Raw genomic sequence first — 17,185 nt, forward strand, 5'->3', positions numbered from 1 at the left:
CGAGGCTGTCGTCAGTCGTGGAAGGTCTCGCCCTTCTCGGCCTTCTCCACGAGCAGCGCGGGCGGCAGGAAGCGGTCGCCGTACCGCTCCGCGAGCTCCCGGGCGCGTGCCACGAAGCCGGGCAGGCCGCCCTCGTATCCGTTGATGTACTGGAGTACGCCGCCGGTCCACGGCGGGAAGCCGATGCCCATGATGGAGCCGATGTTGGCGTCGGCGACGGAAATGAGGACGTTCTCCTCCAGGCAGCGGACGCTGTCCAGTGCCTCGGAGAACAGCATCCGCTCCTTCATGTCGATGAAGGGGATGCCGGTGTCGGGATTCGTGCTGCGCTCACCCGGGGGACGACCCCCCAAGCCCCCGAAATGCTCTCGCAGACCGGGCCAGAGGCGGGTGCGCTTGCCGGCCTCGTCGTACTCGTAGAAGCCCGCGCCGCCGCTGCGTCCCGGACGGTCGAACTCGTCGACCATCCGGTCGATGACCGCGTCCGCCGGGTGGCCGGCCCAGGTGCCGCCGGCCTCCTCGACGGCCCGCCTGGTCTCGTTGCGGATCTTGCGGGGCAGGGTGAGGGTCAGCTCGTCCATCAGGGACAGCACCTTGGCCGGGTAGCCGGACTGTGCCGCGGCCTGTTCGACCGACGCGGGCTCGACGCCCTCGCCGACCATGGCGACCCCCTCGTTGATGAACTGGCCGATGACCCGCGAAGTGAAGAAGCCGCGTGAGTCGTTGACGACGATCGGCGTCTTCTTGATCCGGCGGACCAGGTCGAACGCGCGGGCGAGGGCCTCGTCGCCGGTCCGCTCGCCCTTGATGATCTCGACCAGCGGCATCTTGTCCACGGGCGAGAAGAAGTGCAGCCCGATGAAGTCTGCGGGGCGCGAGACGCCCTCGGCGAGGACGGTGATGGGCAGGGTCGATGTGTTGGAGCAGAGCAGGGCATCCGGCTCGATGATGTCCTGGATCTCCTGGAACACCTTGTGCTTGAGCGCGGTGTCCTCGAAGACGGCCTCGATGACGGCGTCGCAGCCGGCCAGATCGGCCGGGTCGCCGGTCGGGGTGATGCGGGCCAGCAGCTCGTCGCGCTTGGCCTCGGTGGTACGGCCGCGGGAGAGCGCCTTGTCGAGGAGCTTCTCGCTGTACGCCTTGCCCTTGACGGCGGCCTCCGCGGAGACGTCCTTGAGGACGACGTCGATGCCCGCGCGGGCGCAGGAGTACGCGATGCCCGCGCCCATCATCCCGGCGCCGAGGACGGCGACCTTGCGGACCTGGCGCTCCTCGATGCCTTTGGGGCGGCTGGCGCCGGAGTTGACGGCCTGGAGGTCGAAGAAGAACGCCTGGATCATGTTCTTCGAGACCTGGCCGGTGACCAGCTCGGTGAAGTAGCGGGCCTCGATGGTCAGCGCGGTCTCGAAGTCGACCTGCGAGCCCTCGACGGCGGCGGCCAGGATGTTGCGGGGTGCGGGCATCGGGGCGCCCGCGATCTGCTTCTTCAGGTTGGCCGGGAAGGCGGGCAGATTAGCGGCGAACTTCGGGTTGGACGGGGTGCCGCCGGGGATCCTGTAACCCTTGACGTCCCAGGGCTGCTGGGATTCGGGGTGGGTGTCGATGAAGGCGCGGGCCTTGTCGAGCATCTCCTCACGGGTGGCGGCGACCTCGTGGACCAGGCCGTTCTCCAGGGCGCGCTGCGGGGTGTACTGGGTGCCCTGGAGGAGGACCTTCAGCAGCGCGTCGGCAATACCCATGAGGCGTACGGTGCGGGTGACGCCGCCGCCCGCGGGCAGCAGGCCGAGGGTGACCTCGGGCAGGCCGATGCGGGAGCCGGGTGCGTCGAGGGCGATGCGGTGGTGGGAGGCGAGCGCGATCTCGTAACCACCGCCGAGCGCCGCGCCGTTGATGGCGGCGACGACGGGAATGCCAAGGGTCTCGATGCGGCGCAGCGAGCTCTTGATGGCGGTGCCGACGTCGAAGGCGTCCTGGGCGTTCTCCGGACCGACCTTGATCATGTCCTTGAGGTCGCCGCCCGCGAAGAAGGTCTTCTTGGCAGAGGTGTAGATGATGCCGCGGATGGAGTCCTTCTCGGCCTCGGCGCGGTCGGCGATGGCCGCGATGGAGTGCTTGAAGGCCTGGTTCATCGTGTTGGCGGACTGGTTCGGGTCGTCGAGTACCAGGGTGACGACGCCGGTCTCGTCCTGTTCCCAGCGGATGGTCGTGCTCTCGGTCATTGCTTTTCTTCTCCGTAAGCAGGGGTGGCCGGGGACGGTCAGAGACGCTCGATGACGGTGGCGATGCCCATGCCGCCGCCGACGCAGAGGGTGGCGAGGCCGTACCGCTTCTCGCGCCGTTCCAGTTCGTCGATGAGCGTGCCCAGGATCATCGCGCCGGTGGCGCCGAGCGGGTGGCCGAGCGCGATCGCGCCGCCGTTGACGTTGATCTTGTCGAGGGAGAGCCCCATGTCCCTGGCGAAGCGCAGCACGACGCCGGCGAACGCCTCGTTGATCTCGACGAGGTCGATGTCGTCGATGGTGAGTCCGGCCTTGGCAAGGGCCTTGCGTGTGGCGGGCGCGGGGCCGGTCAGCATGATGGTGGGCTCGGAGCCGGAGACGGCGGCGGAGACGATGCGGGCGCGCGGCGTGAGTCCGTACCGCTCACCGATTTCCTGGTTGCCGATCGCGACGAGCGCGGCGCCGTCGACGATGCCGGAGGAGTTGCCCGCGTGGTGCACGTGGTCGATCTTCTCGACCCAGTGGTACTTCTGCAGCGCCACCGCGTCGAAGCCGCCCATCTCACCGATCGCGGCGAACGACGGCTTGAGCGCGGCGAGCGAGTCGGGGGTGGTGCCGGGCCGCATGTGCTCGTCGTGGTCGAGGACGACGAGGCCGTTGCGGTCCTTGACGGGGACGACGGAGCGTGCGAAACGACCGTCCTTCCACGCTTCGGCGGCGCGCTCCTGGGAGAGAGCGGCGAACTCGTCGACGTCACGGCGGGAGAAGCCTTCAATGGTGGCGATGAGGTCGGCGCCGACGCCCTGCGGGGCGAAACCGGTCTCGAAGTTGGTCATCGGGTCCATCGCCCAGGCACCGCCGTCGGAGCCCATCGGGACACGGGACATCGACTCGACACCCCCTGCAAGGATGAGGTCCTCCCAGCCCGAACGGACCTTGGCCGCAGCCAGGTTGACGGCCTCCAGACCCGAGGCACAGAAGCGGTTCTCCTGGACGCCTGCGACGGAGTCCGGGAGGCCGGCCGCGATGGCGGCGATCCGGGCGATGTCGGATCCCTGGTCGCCGAGCGGGCTGACCACACCGAGGACGATGTCGTCGATGGCCGCCGGGTCCAGGCCGGGGAAGCGGCTGCGGATTTCGTGGATGAGGCCCACGACGAGGTCGATCGGCTTGGTGCCGTGCAGGGCGCCATTGGCCTTGCCGCGCCCGCGAGGGGTGCGGATCGCGTCGTAGACAAACGCTTCGGTACTCAAGACAGCAGCCTTTCGAGGGTGGTTGTGCGTCAGGGGTCAGGCGAGCAGCGAGCGACCGATGATCTCCTTCATGATCTCGGTCGTGCCGTCGTGGATGCCGGTCCGGTCCGGGGCCGACGGGAGTCCATCAGTCGGTGGTGTCCTTCCGGTTCCTCGTGATGCTGGGTACGTCCCAGTCGGCGGCGACGGCCTCGGTGTCCGCGCCGGGCCGCGCGGGCCCGTTGCGCACGGACAGGGGGGTGACGGAGAAACGGGGTGCGGGGGCGGGCTGGGTGAGTCCGCCGTGCTCGACGAAGGTGGAGCGGGCGGCGATGTGCGGATGGCGGGGCGCCTCACGGAGCGAGAGGACGGGGGCGACGCAGGCGTCCGTGCCCTCGAACACCTCGGTCCACTCCGCGCGCGTACGGGTCCTGAACCGGTCGGCGACGACTGCGCGCAGCTCCTCCCACCGGGCGATGTCCCCCCGGTCCGGGGCCTCGTCCTCGATGCCGAGGAGCTTGCTGAACTCGTCGTAGAACCGCTGCTCCAACGGGCCGACCGCCATGTACTGGCCGTCGGCGGTCTCGTACGAACCGTAGAACGGGCAGCCGCCGTCCAGGAGGTTGGAGCCCCGCCGGTCCTGCCAGCCACCGGCCGCCAGCATGCCGTGGATCATCGTGGCGAGATGGGCGGCGCCGTCGACGATCGCCGCGTCCACGACTTGGCCCCGGCCGCCGGGGGTGCGGGCGTGCTGCAGGGCAGCGAGGACACCGACGACGAGATAGAGCGAGCCGCCCGCGTAGTCGCCGACCAGATTGGCTGGGACGGCGGGAGGCTCACCGGGCTTGCCGATCACGGAGAGGGTGCCGGTGAGGGCGATGTAGGCGATGTCGTGCCCGGCTCGTTCGGCGAGCGGCCCTTCCTGGCCCCAGCCAGTCATCCGCCCGTAGACGAGCTGCGGATTGCGGGCCAGCGCGGCGTCCGGCCCGACGCCGAGTCGTTCGGCGACGCCCGGCCGGTAGCCCTCGATCAGGATGTCTGCTCGCTCGACCAGATCGAGCACCTTGGCGGGTCCGTCCTCGGCCTTGAGGTCGACGAGCACCGAGCGTTTGTTGCGGTTGGTGAGGTCGTACGCGGGATCGATGCCGAGCCCCGCGCCGCCGGGCCGGTCGACCCTGACGACGTCGGCGCCGAGGTCGGCCAGCAGCATCGCGGCGAACGGGCCGGGGCCGATGCCCGCCAGCTCGACCACGCGCACACCCTCCAGCGGGCCGTGCTCTGTCGTTGCCATCAAACCCCCAGCGGTGTGACACAACTGATGTAACAGCGATGATGCTAAGAATGCTCCACGCTCCGCACAACCCTTTCGGCCGAGCAAGCGCTTAGTTCTTTCTCCTGGATCCTCCCCCACGAGCGCCGCCCGCCTGCACACCGCCACGAATCCCCTCCGCCAACATCTGCCTGCTACATCGACACCGGCCCCTGCGGGGGGCACTCGCGCTACGTCGGCGAAGGTGTCGGGGACCGGCTCCTCGCCGAGGTGCCGGGCGGCGACCCGGGCTACGGCGAAACGGCGAAGTTGCTCGCCCGGTCCGCGCTCTGTCTCACTCCGGACGAGCGTCCGTCGACATCGGGGCAGTTCACCACGGCCGTCGCGATGGGTGACTCACTGCTGGAGCGGCTGCGTGCAGCCGGGCTGCGTTTCAGGGTCGCGCCGGCTCACTGAGCGGACCGGCACCCGGGCGCGGCGGGGTCGGCATGCCGATGTCCGGCCGCCCCGGGCCGGGTGGCCGGACACCTGTCCTACTTCTGCTGATCTGGGTTCGCGTCACGGCGGCGGTGAAGGCCCAGGGCGGTGACGCCGGCGCCCTTGCTGCCTGGAAGGTCTCGGCGTTAGCGGCAGTCCCGGAGCCGAAGGCCCCGTCCACCGCGCCCCTTCAGAGCGCCCAGGCCACCAGCGTGCAGATCATCGAGACGGCCCAGACCGCTCCCGCGAGAATGCCGAGAGTCATCCCCACCGCGACCCGGCGCTGGGCGAGATAGACGGTTCCTGGTCGCGCGGACGTTCGATGTTCGGTCATGCGTACCAGTCTGCCCGTCGTGATCAGCGGGCGTTATCCGCACACATACTCAGATACTCAGGCGGTCGCTTCCCGCAAGGCCTGACGGCAGAGCGCGTCGGCCCTGCGGGTGGTCTCCGGCTGACGGAAGTCGCGGGCCAGCAGCAGGGTGTGGGCGCAGGCGTTGTCCAGGCCGGTCCGGTGGCCGACGGAGACGAAGACCGGCTTGACGCCGTCCTGGGTGCGCAGCGCCCGGCCCACCTCCTCATCGCCGTCGAGCAGTGGCGACCAGTCGCCCCGGCAGGGGCCCGGTTGCTCGTACGAGAAGGTGAACGGATTCTTGGCGACGCCGATCACCGGAAGTCCGGTGAGTACCCCGAGGTGACTGGCGAGTCCGAAGCGGCGCGGGTGCGCCAGGCCGTATCCGTCACAGATCACGAGTCCGGGGTCGGCCGGCAGGGATTCCAGCGCGGCCAGCACGGTCGGGATCTCCCGGAAGGCGAGGAGTCCGGGGATGTACGGGAAGGTGACCCTGCCGACGGCGGTGGCCTCGGCGACCACGTCGAGCGTCGCCTCGTCGAGTACGACCGCTGCGGCCACGACGACATCGCGCTCGTCGTCGTAGGCGACGTCCACCCCCGTGACCCGGCCGGTGCCGGGCGGCGGGCCGGGTTCGTCGAGCACCACCCGGGATCGCAGAGCGTCCTGAACGGCTCGGGCTTCGGCCTCGTCGGCGGGCATCGGGAGCGTTGTCATAGTGCCGTCGAGTTTAAGACCGACCGGCAAATGGGGGGTGGGAGAAGAAGCGGGGCTGGGTGCGTGCAGCTGCGAGGCGGAGGATTGAGGCAGATGGGGTCTCCCCTGCTCGAGCGCAGCCGAGAGCTTGGGGAAGGAGCCATGGTGATTGACGACAACGCGGCAGATGTGCGCACCCAGCCCCGCGACGCCGCCCCCCATTTGCCGGTCGGTCTAAGACCGACCGGCAAGACGGTGGCTGCCTTGAGCAACGGGCACGGCGGCCGGTTCGGCGGCGGGTGAGGCAGGACTTCGCAGACATGGCCCAGGGTCGGCACGCCCTCGTCCCATAGGCTGGAGATCATGTTCGTACTCGAGTTGACCTACACCGCACCCGTCGAGCGCATCGACGCAACTCTGCAGGACCATGTCGCCTGGCTGGACACGCAATATGAGGCCGGGGTATTCATCGCGTCGGGCCGCAAGAACCCGCGCGACGGCGGGGTGATCCTGGCCGTCGGGGACGACCGGGCGCAGATCGAGAAGATCACGGCGGAGGATCCGTTCGTCGCACAGGGCGTGTGCGCGTACCGGATCACGGAGTTCATCGCGACGAAGACCTCGGACGAACTCGCCCCGTACCGGCAGCAGTTGCCCGGGTAGCGGCATCCGCCACCCGGGTACCGCCACCCTTCAGTATCCCGTGCGCGCCACTCGTCCGCTCTCGCCCGCGGCCCAGCAGCCGCCGTCCGGTGTGCAGTCGACCGTGTCGTACGACCCGGTGTCGACCGTGCGCCAGGTGCGGCCGCCGTCCACGGTGAGGTCCGTGCCGGTCGGGCCGACCGCCAGCGCACCCGACCTGCTGTGCGGGAGCCAGGCGACGCCCGAGCGGTAGGCGGCCGGCGGGGCGGCGGACTGCTGCCAGCTGCGGCCGGCGTCGCCCGTCACCGCCGCGGCGTTCGGCGACGGCCGGCCGGCCCGGTAGTCACCGCCGACCGCGATGCCGTGGTGGCGGTCGCGGAAGGCCAGGCCGAAGACGCCGCGTGCCGGGTCGCCGGCCGGGATCGTGGATTCGGTGGCGCTCCAGGTCATCCCGCGGTCGGCGGAGTGCAGCACCCGTGCGGTGGCGGCGCCCCCGGTCGCCAGCCAGACGTCCTTCGGGCCCGATGCGACCAGGCACTGACCGCTGGCGGCGAACCCCGCCTCACCGGCCTGGGCATCCGGCATGCCCGCACTGGGCAGCACCCGCCAGCTCCGGCCGCCGTCAGCGGTCGACAGGATGCGGTACTTCCCGTCGACGGGATCGCTCATCGCAAGTCCGTGCCGGCTGTCGAAGAAGGTGAGGCAGTCGTAGAAGGCGCGGGCATCGGTGTTACGGAACGACTCCGTCCAGGTCGCTCCCCCGTCGTCCGTACGGAACACCCTGGAGGCCTCGCCCTCCCCGATGGCCAGTGCCACCGCGCGCCGGGCGTCGAATGCCTCGATGTCACGGAACTCCAGCGCCTCCTGAGCCGCACCGGGCGGTGACACATCGCGCCAGTGACGGCCGCCGTCCAAGGTGCGCAGCACCGTGCCCTTCGAGCCCGCAACCCAGGCGGTGCGACGGCTGACTGCGGCGAGGCCGCGGAAACGGGCGTCGGTCCCTGTCTCGGTGAGCGTCCAGGCCGGCCGTTCGCCGGGCCGGTGCGGCTCCCCCTGTGTTGCCGCGGCTGCCGGTGTGGCCAGTGTTGCGGTCAGCGCCGCCGCACAGAGCCCCCATGACATCAGTCGTCTCGTCTTCCCCTTGGCCCTCATGGCGCTGGAAGCTAGCCCACGAGCTGTGCTCCGTCCAGGGGCACCGGTCGGAAGTGGGCACGCGATCGGCGCGACGACGTGCGGTGACGACGTGCGGTGATTCAACTCACGTCACCTTCGGGTGCACGGATGAGGGAGTTCCGGCGTCTCCATCACTGCCGGGAACCGTTCATCTGGCCGAGAAAGGGAGCAGGTCTTGTCCACCGTTATCGAGCAATCCGTGCAGGCCCGCATGGTCGCATCCGCGCCGCGGATGGAAACCCTTCCCGCCACCCTGCAGTACGACCGGAGGGACCCGTTCGCGGTACGCATGGCGTTCCCTGCGACGGCGACTCTGGAGGGCACCGATGTGTCCTGGGAGTTCTCCCGTGAGCTGCTCATGGCGGGAATGGACCAAGCCGCAGGCGTCGGTGACGTGCGCATCAGGCCGTTCGGATACGACCGCACGGTCCTGGAGTTTCATGCCACCGAGGGAATCGCGATGGTGCACGTCCGCACTGCGGAGCTGCGCCGCTTTCTCGAGCGGGCGCAGGAACTGGTGCCTGCCGGCGACGAGCACCGGTTTCTGGATCTCGACCGAAGCCTGACCGATCTGCTCGGCGGGGCCTGCTGACCGCGCATCCGGCGGAACGGCGCGGCAGCAGTCCCCCGCACCGCCGGAGGCGGTCCGCTCCGCCACGCACCGCTGAACATTTCCGATACTGAGGCTGAGGCAATGAACACCAGGCATTACACGATCACCACACCTGTCACCGCGGATATGCTGCGCGGTCACCTGGACGTGGAAGCGACCGCGCACGGTCTGTTGCCGCATCGGCTGCCGGCCCGGGCTCGCCAGCAGATCCCTGACAACCAACTGGCCGTGGCCGAGGCGCAGCCCTCCGGCGTGCGGTTGGTCTTCCGCACCCGGGCCACCACCATCGGACTGGACACGTTGCCGACCAAGCGGGTCTACCGAGGTTTCCCGGCCCCGGCCGACGGCCTGTACGACCTGCTGGTCGACGGCCGTCTCGCGGCCCAGGCCACGGTGGCCGGCGGAAACGTCCGCACGATTACCGACATGGTCACCCAGTGCTCCGAGCTGTCGCAGGGGCCTGCCGGCACCGCTCGGTTCACCGATCTGCCGGCGCGTGACAAGGATGTCGAGATCTGGCTCCCGCATACGGAGACCACCGAGCTGATCGCCCTGCGCACCGACGCCCCCATCGAGCCCGGGCCGGACAGCGGGCGCAGGGTGTGGCTGCACCACGGCAGTTCCATCAGCCACGGCTCGAACGCCGCCCACCCGACCGCCATCTGGCCCGCCCTGGCTGCCGCCCAGGGCGAAGTGGAGCTGATCAACCTGGGGTTCGGCGGCAGCGCGCTGCTCGACCCGTTCACTGCCCGTGCGATGCGGGACACCCCGGCGGACCTGATCAGCCTCAAGATCGGCATCAATGTCGTCAACACCGACGCAATGCGCCTGCGCGCCTTAGCCCCTGCGGTCCACGGCTTCCTCGACACCATCCGCGAGGGGCATCCGACGACGCCGCTGCTGGTCGTGTCCCCCATTCTGTGCCCGGTCCAGGAGGACACCCCCGGCCCCCTCGCGCCCGAATTCGACGGCGGAACCTTGCGGTTCAAGGCCACGGGCGATCCGGCCGAACGCGCTGCCGGGCGCCTGACGCTCAATGTCATCCGCGACGAACTCGCCCGGATCGTCGAACAGCGGGCGGCTGACGACCCGAACCTGCACTACCTCGACGGCCGTGGCCTTTACGGCGAGACGGACTATGCCGAACTCCCGCTGCCCGACGAGGTCCACCCTGATCCCGCAGGACACCGCCGCATCGCCGAGAACTTCGCGCGGCTCGCGTTCGGCGGTGACGGCCCCTTCGCCGCCAGGACAAGCTGACCAGGATCACGTTGACGCAGACCGCGGTCGCCACATCGCCGTGCTGCCGATCGCTGTCGAACCAGTTGTTCACCCGAAGATCCGGGCCCCCCATCTCACCTCATGGATCCTGGCGTACCGGACACGCTGGGGTCACGGGTGAAGTAAGGCCCAGGCCTTGCAGCCGCCGGACGGGGTCAGCGCGGGGGCCAGCCCCCAGTCCCCGCCGCTCGAATCGACCGCGGCTGCCAGCAGCCACATGCTCTCGCTGCGGCGTTCGCGGCATTGCTCGGACTTCTCGGCCGAGCCATGGGACGGGTGCTGATCGTAGAGGGTGATGCGCAGCGCATCGAACTGCCAGTGGACCCGCAGCAGCATTTCCCGGTCCGGGGTGAACCGGTAGGCAGCCGCGACCAGTTCGGAGGCGGCGAGTACGGCAGTTTCACGGAGTTCTGCGAGGCCGTGCCGGGTGATGAGTTCACCGACGGCGCCGCGTGCGAGGCCGGCGCAGAAGGCGCCACCGGGCAGTGCGAACGAGTAGCTGAGGTTGTCCACCACCGGCGGGTGGGGTCCGGCTGGTGCGAGAGCCGGGAGACAACGCAGTGCGCCCTTTATCAAGATGCTCACATTTCCGGTAATCATATTAACGATCACACAAAGGCGCGGTCGCCCCGTGTGAGACTTGCACTACCGACCGTAGCGCACGCTGGAGCACAGTGCTACTACTTGTGCGGTTCCGGTCATTTCATTCAACCTCCGCCCTCGGAAGGACATTTGCCGTGCCGCCCAGAAGCGCCCCGACCGCCAGACAGCAACGCCTCGGACACGAACTGCGCAAGCTGCGCAAGCAGTCGGGAATGACGGCGCAGCAGGCCGCTGCGCTGCTGGGCGTCGACCGCACCCGCATCCCGAACATCGAATCGGGCCGGTTCGGCATCAGCGCCGAGCGGGTCCGCACCCTGGCCTGTAACTACGGCTGCCCGGACACCGACCTGGTCGATCTGCTGGCCGAGATGGCCCAGGAGCGGGCCGGGGGTTGGTGGGAGGAGTATCGCGGACTGCTGCTGCCGGGACTGCTCGACATCGCCGAACTGGAGAATCACGCATTGGAGTTGATCACCGCGACCACCACGCACATCCCCGGGCTGCTGCAGACCCAGGAGCATGCGCGGGCGGTTTTCGAGACCGCCGATCCGCAGCTGCCGGGGCCCGATCTGGTGGCCCGGCTCTGCCTGCGACTGCGCCGCCAGGAGGTGTTGAACCGGGACCGGCCACCGCTGTACGAGTCGGTGATCCACGAGGCGGCCCTGCGCATGCAGTTCGGCGGCCCCAAGGTGGCCAGGGCGCAGCTGGAGCACATCGTCGACCAGTCCGAGCGGGACCGGATCACGGTCCGGGTGATCCCGTTCGCCGCCGGCGGTTTCCCGGGCGCCGGACAGTCGTTCACCTATGCGGGCGCTGCGGCACCTCAGCTCGACACCGTTCAGCTCGATTCCTCGCACGGTTCGATATTGCTGGACTCCGACATGCAACTGCGCCGCTACCGTGGCCTGTTGGGGCATCTTCGCACGCTCGCGATGCCGGTCGAGGAATCGCGCGACTTCATCCGATCCATAGCCCAGGACCTCTGAGGAGAAAGACCATGACCGTCGACATCCGCTGGGACGACGCCTTCTGCAGCGAGGGCGCCAACTGCTTCCGATTCGGACTGGATGACCAGGGCAGGGCGTACATCGGCTCCACCACGGACACCGCCGCCTACGTCAGCGACTCCATGGAGGCGCTGCGAGCGCTGATCTCCGCGGTGAAGTCCGGCGCGGCAGACCATCTGCTCTGACAGTCCGGCCCAACCGTGCACCGTGCCCCCGTACGCGTCCGCTCCGAGTACGCCGACAGCTCTGAGCGATTCGCCCGCGGGGGCCGGCCCGGCCCCGGAAAAGATCCAGACCGTCCGAAGAATGCAGACAGAAGCTGTCCGGTATCGCGGTCGACTTCGACCGCATGGATCGGAACACGGACCGGAGCATCGTCATCACCCGGGCGCGCGCGAACAATCTGCGTGAGGTCTCCTTCACTGCCCCGAAAGGGCGGATCACCGGCTTCACCGGAGTGTCCGGGGCGGGCAAGTCGTCAATCGCCTTCGACCCCATCAAAGACCGACACAGCGCCGTATTAGTGGATATGACGGAGTTTGGAACGGCTGACGGCCGAGCGGACTGTCGGCCGCCACGCCCCCCACGACCTGCACACATAACGTTACGTAATCGGACATTGAGGGGCCGGGCTTGGCGATGGCCTTGGTGCCGCTTTAACCTACGGTCTCGTAACCTACGTATCCGTAGGTAATTCTCCCGTCTCCAGGAGTCCCCGTGACGATCACCGCTCCCCACCTCGGCAGCCCGAAGGCGTGGACCGACGCCCAGCTGCTGTACGCCTTGGAAGAGGTGGTGGAGAAGGAGCTCAACCGCCATCTCAAGGTCGCCAAGGACTGGATGCCCCACGAGTACGTGCCGTTCTCCGACGGACGGAACTTCCCCGGCGTCTTCGAGGACGGTGAGGCATGGCAGGCCGATCAGTCCAAGGTCACCGACATCGGCAAGGTCGCGCTGGTCGTGAATCTGCTGACCGAGGACAACCTCCCCAGCTACCACCACGAGATCGCCTCACTCTTCGGCCGTGACGGCGCCTGGGGGACCTGGGTGCACCGCTGGACCGCGGAGGAGGGCCGGCACGGCATCGTGATGCGCGACTACCTGCTCACCTCGCGCGCCGTCGACCCGGACAAGCTGGAGCGGTTCCGGATGGCGCACATGGCGGAGGGCTTCGAGTCCGACAACCGCCACTCGATGCTGCACTCCGTGGCGTACGTCGCCTTCCAGGAGCTGGCCACCCGTGTCTCGCACCGCAACACCGGCCGCCAGTCGGGCGACCCCGTCTGCGACCGCATGCTGGCGCGGATCGCGACCGACGAGAACCTGCACATGGTCTTCTACCGCAACCTCCTCGGTGCGGCCTTCGAGCTCGCCCCGGACCTGACGATGCAGGCCGTGCGCGATGTCGTCGTCAACTTCCGGATGCCCGGTCACGGCATGCCGGGCTTCGAGCGGGCCGCCGCGCAGATGGCGATCGGCGAGATCTACAACATGCGCATCCACCACGACGACGTGATCCAGCCCGTGCTGCGCTATCTGAAGGTCCTCGACATCGGCGGCCTGAGCCCCGACGGCCTGAAGGCGCAGGAGGAGCTGGGCATGTTCATGGGCGGCCTGGACGGCGAGGCGTCGAAGTTCGACGAGAAGCTGGCGGCCCGGAAGGCACGGATGGCAGCGCGCGCCGTGGCCTGACTGCCCGCACGACGGTCGTCGGCCGCCGGCCGGGCCACTGCTCCGCACCCCTGTCCGGCGGCCCAGGGCCGGTCCGGCGGATCAGGGCCGGTCAGTCCGCGGGCCGGGCGCCGGGCTCACATCGTTCCGTGCAGGTACTGCGCGTAGTGCTCGACGCCTCTCGCATCGCCCCAGCCCGACACGGCCCGTCCAGCCGCGGGAACTCCGGCCTGCATGTGCGGGTGCCGCCGTTGCCCGGGCAGGCCGGATTGTTGTGCGGGCAGGACGAGTTCAGGCCAGTTTGCGATTGGTTCTGCGCAGCCGGTCCCGCTCCTTCTCGGAGAGGCCGCCCCATACGCCGAACCGCTCGTCGTTGGCGAGGGCGTACTCCAGGCAGGCCTCGCGCCCCTCGCAGGCGTTGCAGAGCTGCTTGGCCTCACGCGTGGAGCTGCCGGGGGCAGGAAAGAAGAACTCGGGCCCCGCCTGCGCGCACAGCGCTGTCTCCTGCCAGGCGAGCGCGGGGTCGGCCGCGGTGTTGATCAGCATGGAGCCCACAGTGCCCGGTCGCGATAAACGACTGATCAACGCCGCATCAATACGGCGCGCCGATGGCTTCCGGTCAGCCTTCCGGTGCCTGCGCGGTCTTGATCAGGGCGAATTCCGCCCCGTCAGGATCGGCGACGTCGGCAAACTTGCCCACGCCCTCCATCTCCATCGGCTCCAGCGTCAGTTTGCCGCCCAGCCGCTCCACGTCCGCGACGGCGGCGTCGCAGTCGTCGACCTCGAAGTAGGGCAGCCAGTGCGGTCCGGCGACCGCTTGTGTCGCAACGGCGTTGAGGGGCACCAGACCACCGAAGCTCGCGTCCTCGCCGCCGCCCTTGGTCCGGATCACCGTATAGGACCCCCCGCCTCCCGGGAACGGTGTCTGCGCGGTCTCCCATCCGAACACGGTGCCGTAGAACGCGGCGGCCGCCGGGACGTCCGGGGTGTACAGCTCGGCCCAGCACAGCGAGCCCGCGACACTCACGGCACCGAGGCCCGGATTCTCCCTCGGCTCCCAGATACCGAAGAACGCGCCCGCCCGGTCCTTGAAGCCGGCCATCCTGCCGAAGTCCAGGACATCCGTCGGGGCGAACGGCACACTGCCGCCGGCCTGCTCGACCGCCTTCGCCGTGGCGTCGGCGTCCGACGACCGGAAGTACACCGACCAGGACGGCTTCGCCTGCTCCTCGGTGACCACCATCACGCCCCCGACCGTCTTCCCGTCCAGCATGAACATGCCGTAGCCGCCGGTCTCCGGGCCTCCGGCCAGATACTCCCAGCCGAAGAGACCGGTGTAGAACGCGATGGCCCCGTCGAGGTCGGGCGTGCCCAGATCGATCCAGTTGGGCGCTCCGTTGACAAAACGGGTGGTGAGCATGGCGAGCTCCTTCGATGAAACCCGTTCTTGCGGTGGCAGGGGTCCTTCCTGACGTTCCGAGTCTTGCACCGGGCACGGACAACCGCAGCCCGCGGCCGAGGCACCGGGCGGGCCCATTCCATGCCCGGTCTCCCCTGTGACCGCGAGGAAGAATCATGCCGCGTAGGTGCCCTTCGCTCCGGCGGCGCCGGGAATGCGAACCGATCGTTCTGAGCCGAAGGCACTGTCGGCGCCGCGTGGCACGATATGAATCGCTCGGGGCAGGTACCGGGCAGGACGGCAGCCGGGCTGCGCGGACAGAGGAACGTACATGACAGAGGCCGGACCGACGGAGGCCGGGGCGCCCACGGGAAGGGCCGCCCGGGAGCTGATGGCGCAGGCCGAGCAGCTGCTGGACACGGCACGCGCGCTGCTGGCCGATCACGCCCGCGCCGTCGATGCCGTGCACACGACGCTGACTCCGCTGCTCGATTCCCTCGTCCGTCGCGAACTGTCGGCCATCCCGGTCACCAGGCTCAAGGACGTCACCGAGGGCAGACTGCGGCTCGGCGCGATCGAGCAGGCCGGCTTCACGACCGTCGGCCAGGTCCATGAAGCAAACCGTTACGAGCTCCGCCAGATCCCCGGGGTCGGTGCGCAGACCGCCGACCAGGCGCTGGCCGCGGCCGGGCAGATCGCCCACGCGGTACGGGACACCGTCGCGGTCCGGATAGACGTGGACACCCCGGACGACTCCACGACCGCACTGGTCACCGCCTTGCACCGGCTGGTCGAGGCCGGTCCCGACGTCCGCCGGGCCGTGGATGCGGCGGGCCGGCTCGTCGGACACCTCGATCCCTTGTTGGCCACGGCGGGACCCGCGCGGGGGCGGATGCGCATGCTGTTCACCCGGCGCCGGGCCCGCGCCCAGGCGCTGGAAGCCGTGACCTCGGTACGGGCCGCCGTCGCCGAAGCGGCCGCGCGCGGGCTTCTTCTGCTGTTCGGACAGGTGTCGGTCGATCTGCTGCGGGACGCGGAGTCGGACGTCGCGGCGTGGGTCGATTTCGAGCTGCGGTCCGCCGAGTACTACAGCCTGCTCGCCGAGATGTCGGGCACCGGCCCGGACCGGGACGCGGCCGAGGGGTTCCTCCCGTCCAAGATCGCCGACCGGGTGCGCGGTCTGCGGCTGGACGACGCCCATCTGCGCGTCTCCCTGCGCGGCTACCAGTCGTTCGGTGCCCGGTTCGCGCTGGCGCAGAAACGGGTGATCCTCGGCGACGAGATGGGTCTCGGTAAGACCGTCCAGGCCATTGCCGCGCTCGCGCACCTCTCGGCGCGGGGCGAGACACACTTTCTGGTGGTCTGCCCGGCGAGCGTGCTCATCAGCTGGGCGCGCGAGGTCCGTTCCCGCTCCACCCTGCGCGCGCTGCCGGTGCACGGCCCCGAACGACAGGGGGCCTTCACCGAGTGGCGTGAGAGCGGCGGGGTCGCCCTCACCACGTTCGATGCCCTGCACACCCTGCCGGCCGCCCGGGACTGCGGCATGAGGCCCGGCATGCTGGTCGTCGACGAGGCACACTACGTCAAGAACCCCGAGACCCGCCGCTCCCGGGCGGTGTCCGGCTGGACGCAACGTACCGAGCGAGTCCTGTTCCTGACCGGTACGCCGATGGAGAACCGGGTCGAGGAGTTCCGCAGCCTCGTCCGCCATCTCCAGCCCGAACTGGCGCCCTCGATCCACACCACCCATGGAGCCGCCGGTTCGCACGCGTTCCGCAGGGCCGTCGCCCCGGCCTATCTGCGGCGCAATCAGGAGGATGTGCTGACCGAACTCCCGGCGCTGGTGCAGGTCGACGAATGGGAGGAGTTCAGCGAGGACGATCTCGATGCCTACCGCGAGGCGGTGGGCGCCGGGCAGTTCATGCGGATGCGCCGCGCCGCCTACGCCCGGCCCGCCACGTCCGCGAAACTGAACCGGCTGCGCGAGCTTGTCGCAGAGGCTGCGGACAACGGCCTCAAGGTCGTCGTGTTCTCGTACTTCCGCGAAGTGCTCCTCACGGTCGGACAAGCCCTGGGAGCGGGGGTGTTCGGGCCGCTCTCGGGTAGTCTCCCGGCTGCCCGGCGCCAGGAGATGATCGACGAGTTCGGTGCCGTCGAGGGCCATGCCGTTCTGCTGAGCCAGATCCAGGCGGGCGGTGTCGGACTGAACATGCAGGCCGCCTCCGTCGTCATCATCTGCGAACCGCAGATCAAGCCGACGATGGAGCACCAGGCCGTGGCCCGCGCCCATCGGATGGGTCAGATACGGACCGTCCAGGTGCACCGGCTCCTCGCGGCCGACAGCGTCGACGAGCGGATGCTGGACATCCTGGCCCGCAAGGAGCGGCTGTTCGACCTGTACGCACGGCGCAGCGATGTCGCCGAGACGACGCCGGACGCCGTGGATGTGTCGGACGGGGCTCTGGCCCGACGCATCGTCGAGGAGGAACAGCTGCGCCTCGCCACCGGAGCGGCCGGAGCAGCCGGAGCGGTGTCGGAGACCTGACTGCG

At 69.4% G+C, this 17,185-nt stretch carries 17 protein-coding genes and 1 pseudogene; 9 read left to right on the forward strand and 9 right to left on the reverse strand.

Annotated elements, in window-relative coordinates:
* Positions 1-11 precede the first annotated feature (11 nt).
* From ACH4EW_RS15475 to ACH4EW_RS15485, 3 genes are all read right to left on the reverse strand, one after another.
* The gene (locus ACH4EW_RS15475; RefSeq protein WP_398256586.1) at positions 12-2,219 is read right to left on the reverse strand and encodes a 3-hydroxyacyl-CoA dehydrogenase NAD-binding domain-containing protein; all 2,208 of its coding nucleotides are present in this window, start codon (positions 2,217-2,219) and stop codon (positions 12-14) included.
* 38 nt (positions 2,220-2,257) lie between these two features.
* Positions 2,258-3,472: an acetyl-CoA C-acetyltransferase gene (locus ACH4EW_RS15480; RefSeq protein ID WP_398256589.1), complete on the reverse strand. Its 1,215-nt coding sequence runs from the start codon at positions 3,470-3,472 to the stop codon at positions 2,258-2,260.
* Positions 3,473-3,599: 127 nt separating this feature from the next.
* Complete coding sequence (locus ACH4EW_RS15485; RefSeq protein WP_398256591.1) at positions 3,600-4,742, reverse strand: CaiB/BaiF CoA transferase family protein; 1,143 nt, start codon at positions 4,740-4,742, stop codon at positions 3,600-3,602.
* A gap of 207 nt (positions 4,743-4,949) precedes the next feature.
* On the opposite strand from ACH4EW_RS15485, the pseudogene ACH4EW_RS15490 reads away from it, so the two are divergent.
* A pseudogene (locus tag ACH4EW_RS15490) lies at positions 4,950-5,177 on the forward strand (saccharopine dehydrogenase); the annotation flags it as partial.
* 211 nt (positions 5,178-5,388) lie between these two features.
* Here the strand turns inward: ACH4EW_RS15490 and mmpA are convergent.
* Complete coding sequence (mmpA, locus tag ACH4EW_RS15495) at positions 5,389-5,532, reverse strand: morphogenic membrane protein MmpA (protein ID WP_398256594.1); 144 nt, start codon at positions 5,530-5,532, stop codon at positions 5,389-5,391.
* A 57-nt stretch (positions 5,533-5,589) separates the two neighbouring features.
* Positions 5,590-6,267, reverse strand: a complete 678-nt coding sequence (locus tag ACH4EW_RS15500) for an endonuclease V (RefSeq protein WP_398256597.1) — start codon at positions 6,265-6,267, stop codon at positions 5,590-5,592.
* Positions 6,268-6,408: 141 nt separating this feature from the next.
* Here ACH4EW_RS15500 and ACH4EW_RS15505 point away from each other — a divergent pair, with 141 nt between their 5' ends.
* Both ACH4EW_RS15505 and ACH4EW_RS15510 read left to right on the forward strand, forming a co-directional pair.
* A complete protein-coding gene (locus ACH4EW_RS15505; protein WP_398256599.1) occupies positions 6,409-6,549 on the forward strand; it encodes a hypothetical protein in 141 nt (46 codons plus the stop codon).
* A gap of 60 nt (positions 6,550-6,609) precedes the next feature.
* Positions 6,610-6,909: a YciI family protein gene (locus ACH4EW_RS15510; RefSeq protein ID WP_398256602.1), complete on the forward strand. Its 300-nt coding sequence runs from the start codon at positions 6,610-6,612 to the stop codon at positions 6,907-6,909.
* Positions 6,910-6,939: 30 nt separating this feature from the next.
* Here the strand turns inward: ACH4EW_RS15510 and ACH4EW_RS15515 are convergent, their stop codons facing one another.
* Positions 6,940-8,040, reverse strand: a complete 1,101-nt coding sequence (locus tag ACH4EW_RS15515) for a WD40/YVTN/BNR-like repeat-containing protein (protein WP_398256604.1) — start codon at positions 8,038-8,040, stop codon at positions 6,940-6,942.
* A gap of 196 nt (positions 8,041-8,236) precedes the next feature.
* On the opposite strand from ACH4EW_RS15515, the gene ACH4EW_RS15520 reads away from it, so the two are divergent.
* Both ACH4EW_RS15520 and ACH4EW_RS15525 read left to right on the forward strand, forming a co-directional pair.
* Positions 8,237-8,653 carry an SsgA family sporulation/cell division regulator gene (locus tag ACH4EW_RS15520; RefSeq protein WP_398256606.1) on the forward strand — a complete coding sequence of 139 codons (417 nt, stop codon included), beginning with the start codon at positions 8,237-8,239 and terminating at the stop codon, positions 8,651-8,653.
* 102 nt (positions 8,654-8,755) lie between these two features.
* A complete protein-coding gene (locus ACH4EW_RS15525) occupies positions 8,756-9,934 on the forward strand; it encodes a GDSL-type esterase/lipase family protein (RefSeq protein ID WP_398256608.1) in 1,179 nt (392 codons plus the stop codon).
* A 132-nt stretch (positions 9,935-10,066) separates the two neighbouring features.
* Here the strand turns inward: ACH4EW_RS15525 and ACH4EW_RS15530 are convergent, their stop codons facing one another.
* The gene (locus ACH4EW_RS15530) at positions 10,067-10,540 is read right to left on the reverse strand and encodes an ATP-binding protein (RefSeq protein WP_398256611.1); all 474 of its coding nucleotides are present in this window, start codon (positions 10,538-10,540) and stop codon (positions 10,067-10,069) included.
* A 152-nt stretch (positions 10,541-10,692) separates the two neighbouring features.
* On the opposite strand from ACH4EW_RS15530, the gene ACH4EW_RS15535 reads away from it, so the two are divergent.
* From ACH4EW_RS15535 to ACH4EW_RS15545, 3 genes are all read left to right on the forward strand, one after another.
* Complete coding sequence (locus tag ACH4EW_RS15535) at positions 10,693-11,544, forward strand: helix-turn-helix domain-containing protein (RefSeq protein WP_398256614.1); 852 nt, start codon at positions 10,693-10,695, stop codon at positions 11,542-11,544.
* 11 nt (positions 11,545-11,555) lie between these two features.
* Entirely contained in the window at positions 11,556-11,750 is a 195-nt protein-coding gene (locus ACH4EW_RS15540; RefSeq protein WP_398256616.1) for a hypothetical protein, read from the forward strand.
* 532 nt (positions 11,751-12,282) lie between these two features.
* Positions 12,283-13,257, forward strand: a complete 975-nt coding sequence (locus ACH4EW_RS15545) for an acyl-ACP desaturase (RefSeq protein WP_398256619.1) — start codon at positions 12,283-12,285, stop codon at positions 13,255-13,257.
* 270 nt (positions 13,258-13,527) lie between these two features.
* On the opposite strand, the gene ACH4EW_RS15550 is transcribed toward ACH4EW_RS15545, so the two are convergent.
* Together ACH4EW_RS15550 and ACH4EW_RS15555 are read right to left on the reverse strand one after the other, a co-directional pair.
* Positions 13,528-13,782, reverse strand: coding sequence for a WhiB family transcriptional regulator (locus ACH4EW_RS15550; RefSeq protein WP_398256621.1), 255 nt, complete (start codon positions 13,780-13,782; stop codon positions 13,528-13,530).
* A gap of 73 nt (positions 13,783-13,855) precedes the next feature.
* On the reverse strand, positions 13,856-14,656 hold the full coding sequence (locus ACH4EW_RS15555) for a VOC family protein (RefSeq protein WP_398256624.1): 801 nt from the start codon (positions 14,654-14,656) through the stop codon (positions 13,856-13,858).
* A gap of 310 nt (positions 14,657-14,966) precedes the next feature.
* On the opposite strand from ACH4EW_RS15555, the gene ACH4EW_RS15560 reads away from it, so the two are divergent.
* Complete coding sequence (locus ACH4EW_RS15560; protein WP_398256627.1) at positions 14,967-17,180, forward strand: DEAD/DEAH box helicase; 2,214 nt, start codon at positions 14,967-14,969, stop codon at positions 17,178-17,180.
* The last annotated feature ends 5 nt before the right edge of the window (positions 17,181-17,185 follow it).

The sequence above is a fragment of the Streptomyces sp. NPDC018000 genome, from assembly GCF_044328025.1.
Classification (GTDB): Bacteria; Actinomycetota; Actinomycetes; order Streptomycetales; family Streptomycetaceae; genus Streptomyces.

Excerpts from the sequence above, each read along its gene's own strand:
- ACH4EW_RS15510 (WP_398256602.1), top strand. The coding sequence starts at position 6,610 with ATGTTCGTACTCGAGTTGACCTACACCGCACCCGTCGAGCGCATCGAC.
- ACH4EW_RS15525 (WP_398256608.1), top strand. The coding sequence starts at position 8,756 with ATGAACACCAGGCATTACACGATCACCACACCTGTCACCGCGGATATG.
- ACH4EW_RS15505 (WP_398256599.1), top strand. The coding sequence starts at position 6,409 with ATGGTGATTGACGACAACGCGGCAGATGTGCGCACCCAGCCCCGCGAC.
- mmpA (WP_398256594.1), bottom strand. The coding sequence starts at position 5,532 with ATGACCGAACATCGAACGTCCGCGCGACCAGGAACCGTCTATCTCGCC.
- ACH4EW_RS15485 (WP_398256591.1), bottom strand. The coding sequence starts at position 4,742 with ATGGCAACGACAGAGCACGGCCCGCTGGAGGGTGTGCGCGTGGTCGAG.
- ACH4EW_RS15550 (WP_398256621.1), bottom strand. The coding sequence starts at position 13,782 with ATGCTGATCAACACCGCGGCCGACCCCGCGCTCGCCTGGCAGGAGACA.
- ACH4EW_RS15515 (WP_398256604.1), bottom strand. The coding sequence starts at position 8,040 with ATGAGGGCCAAGGGGAAGACGAGACGACTGATGTCATGGGGGCTCTGT.
- ACH4EW_RS15475 (WP_398256586.1), bottom strand. The coding sequence starts at position 2,219 with ATGACCGAGAGCACGACCATCCGCTGGGAACAGGACGAGACCGGCGTC.
- ACH4EW_RS15500 (WP_398256597.1), bottom strand. The coding sequence starts at position 6,267 with ATGACAACGCTCCCGATGCCCGCCGACGAGGCCGAAGCCCGAGCCGTT.
- ACH4EW_RS15555 (WP_398256624.1), bottom strand. The coding sequence starts at position 14,656 with ATGCTCACCACCCGTTTTGTCAACGGAGCGCCCAACTGGATCGATCTG.
- ACH4EW_RS15540 (WP_398256616.1), top strand. The coding sequence starts at position 11,556 with ATGACCGTCGACATCCGCTGGGACGACGCCTTCTGCAGCGAGGGCGCC.
- ACH4EW_RS15560 (WP_398256627.1), top strand. The coding sequence starts at position 14,967 with ATGACAGAGGCCGGACCGACGGAGGCCGGGGCGCCCACGGGAAGGGCC.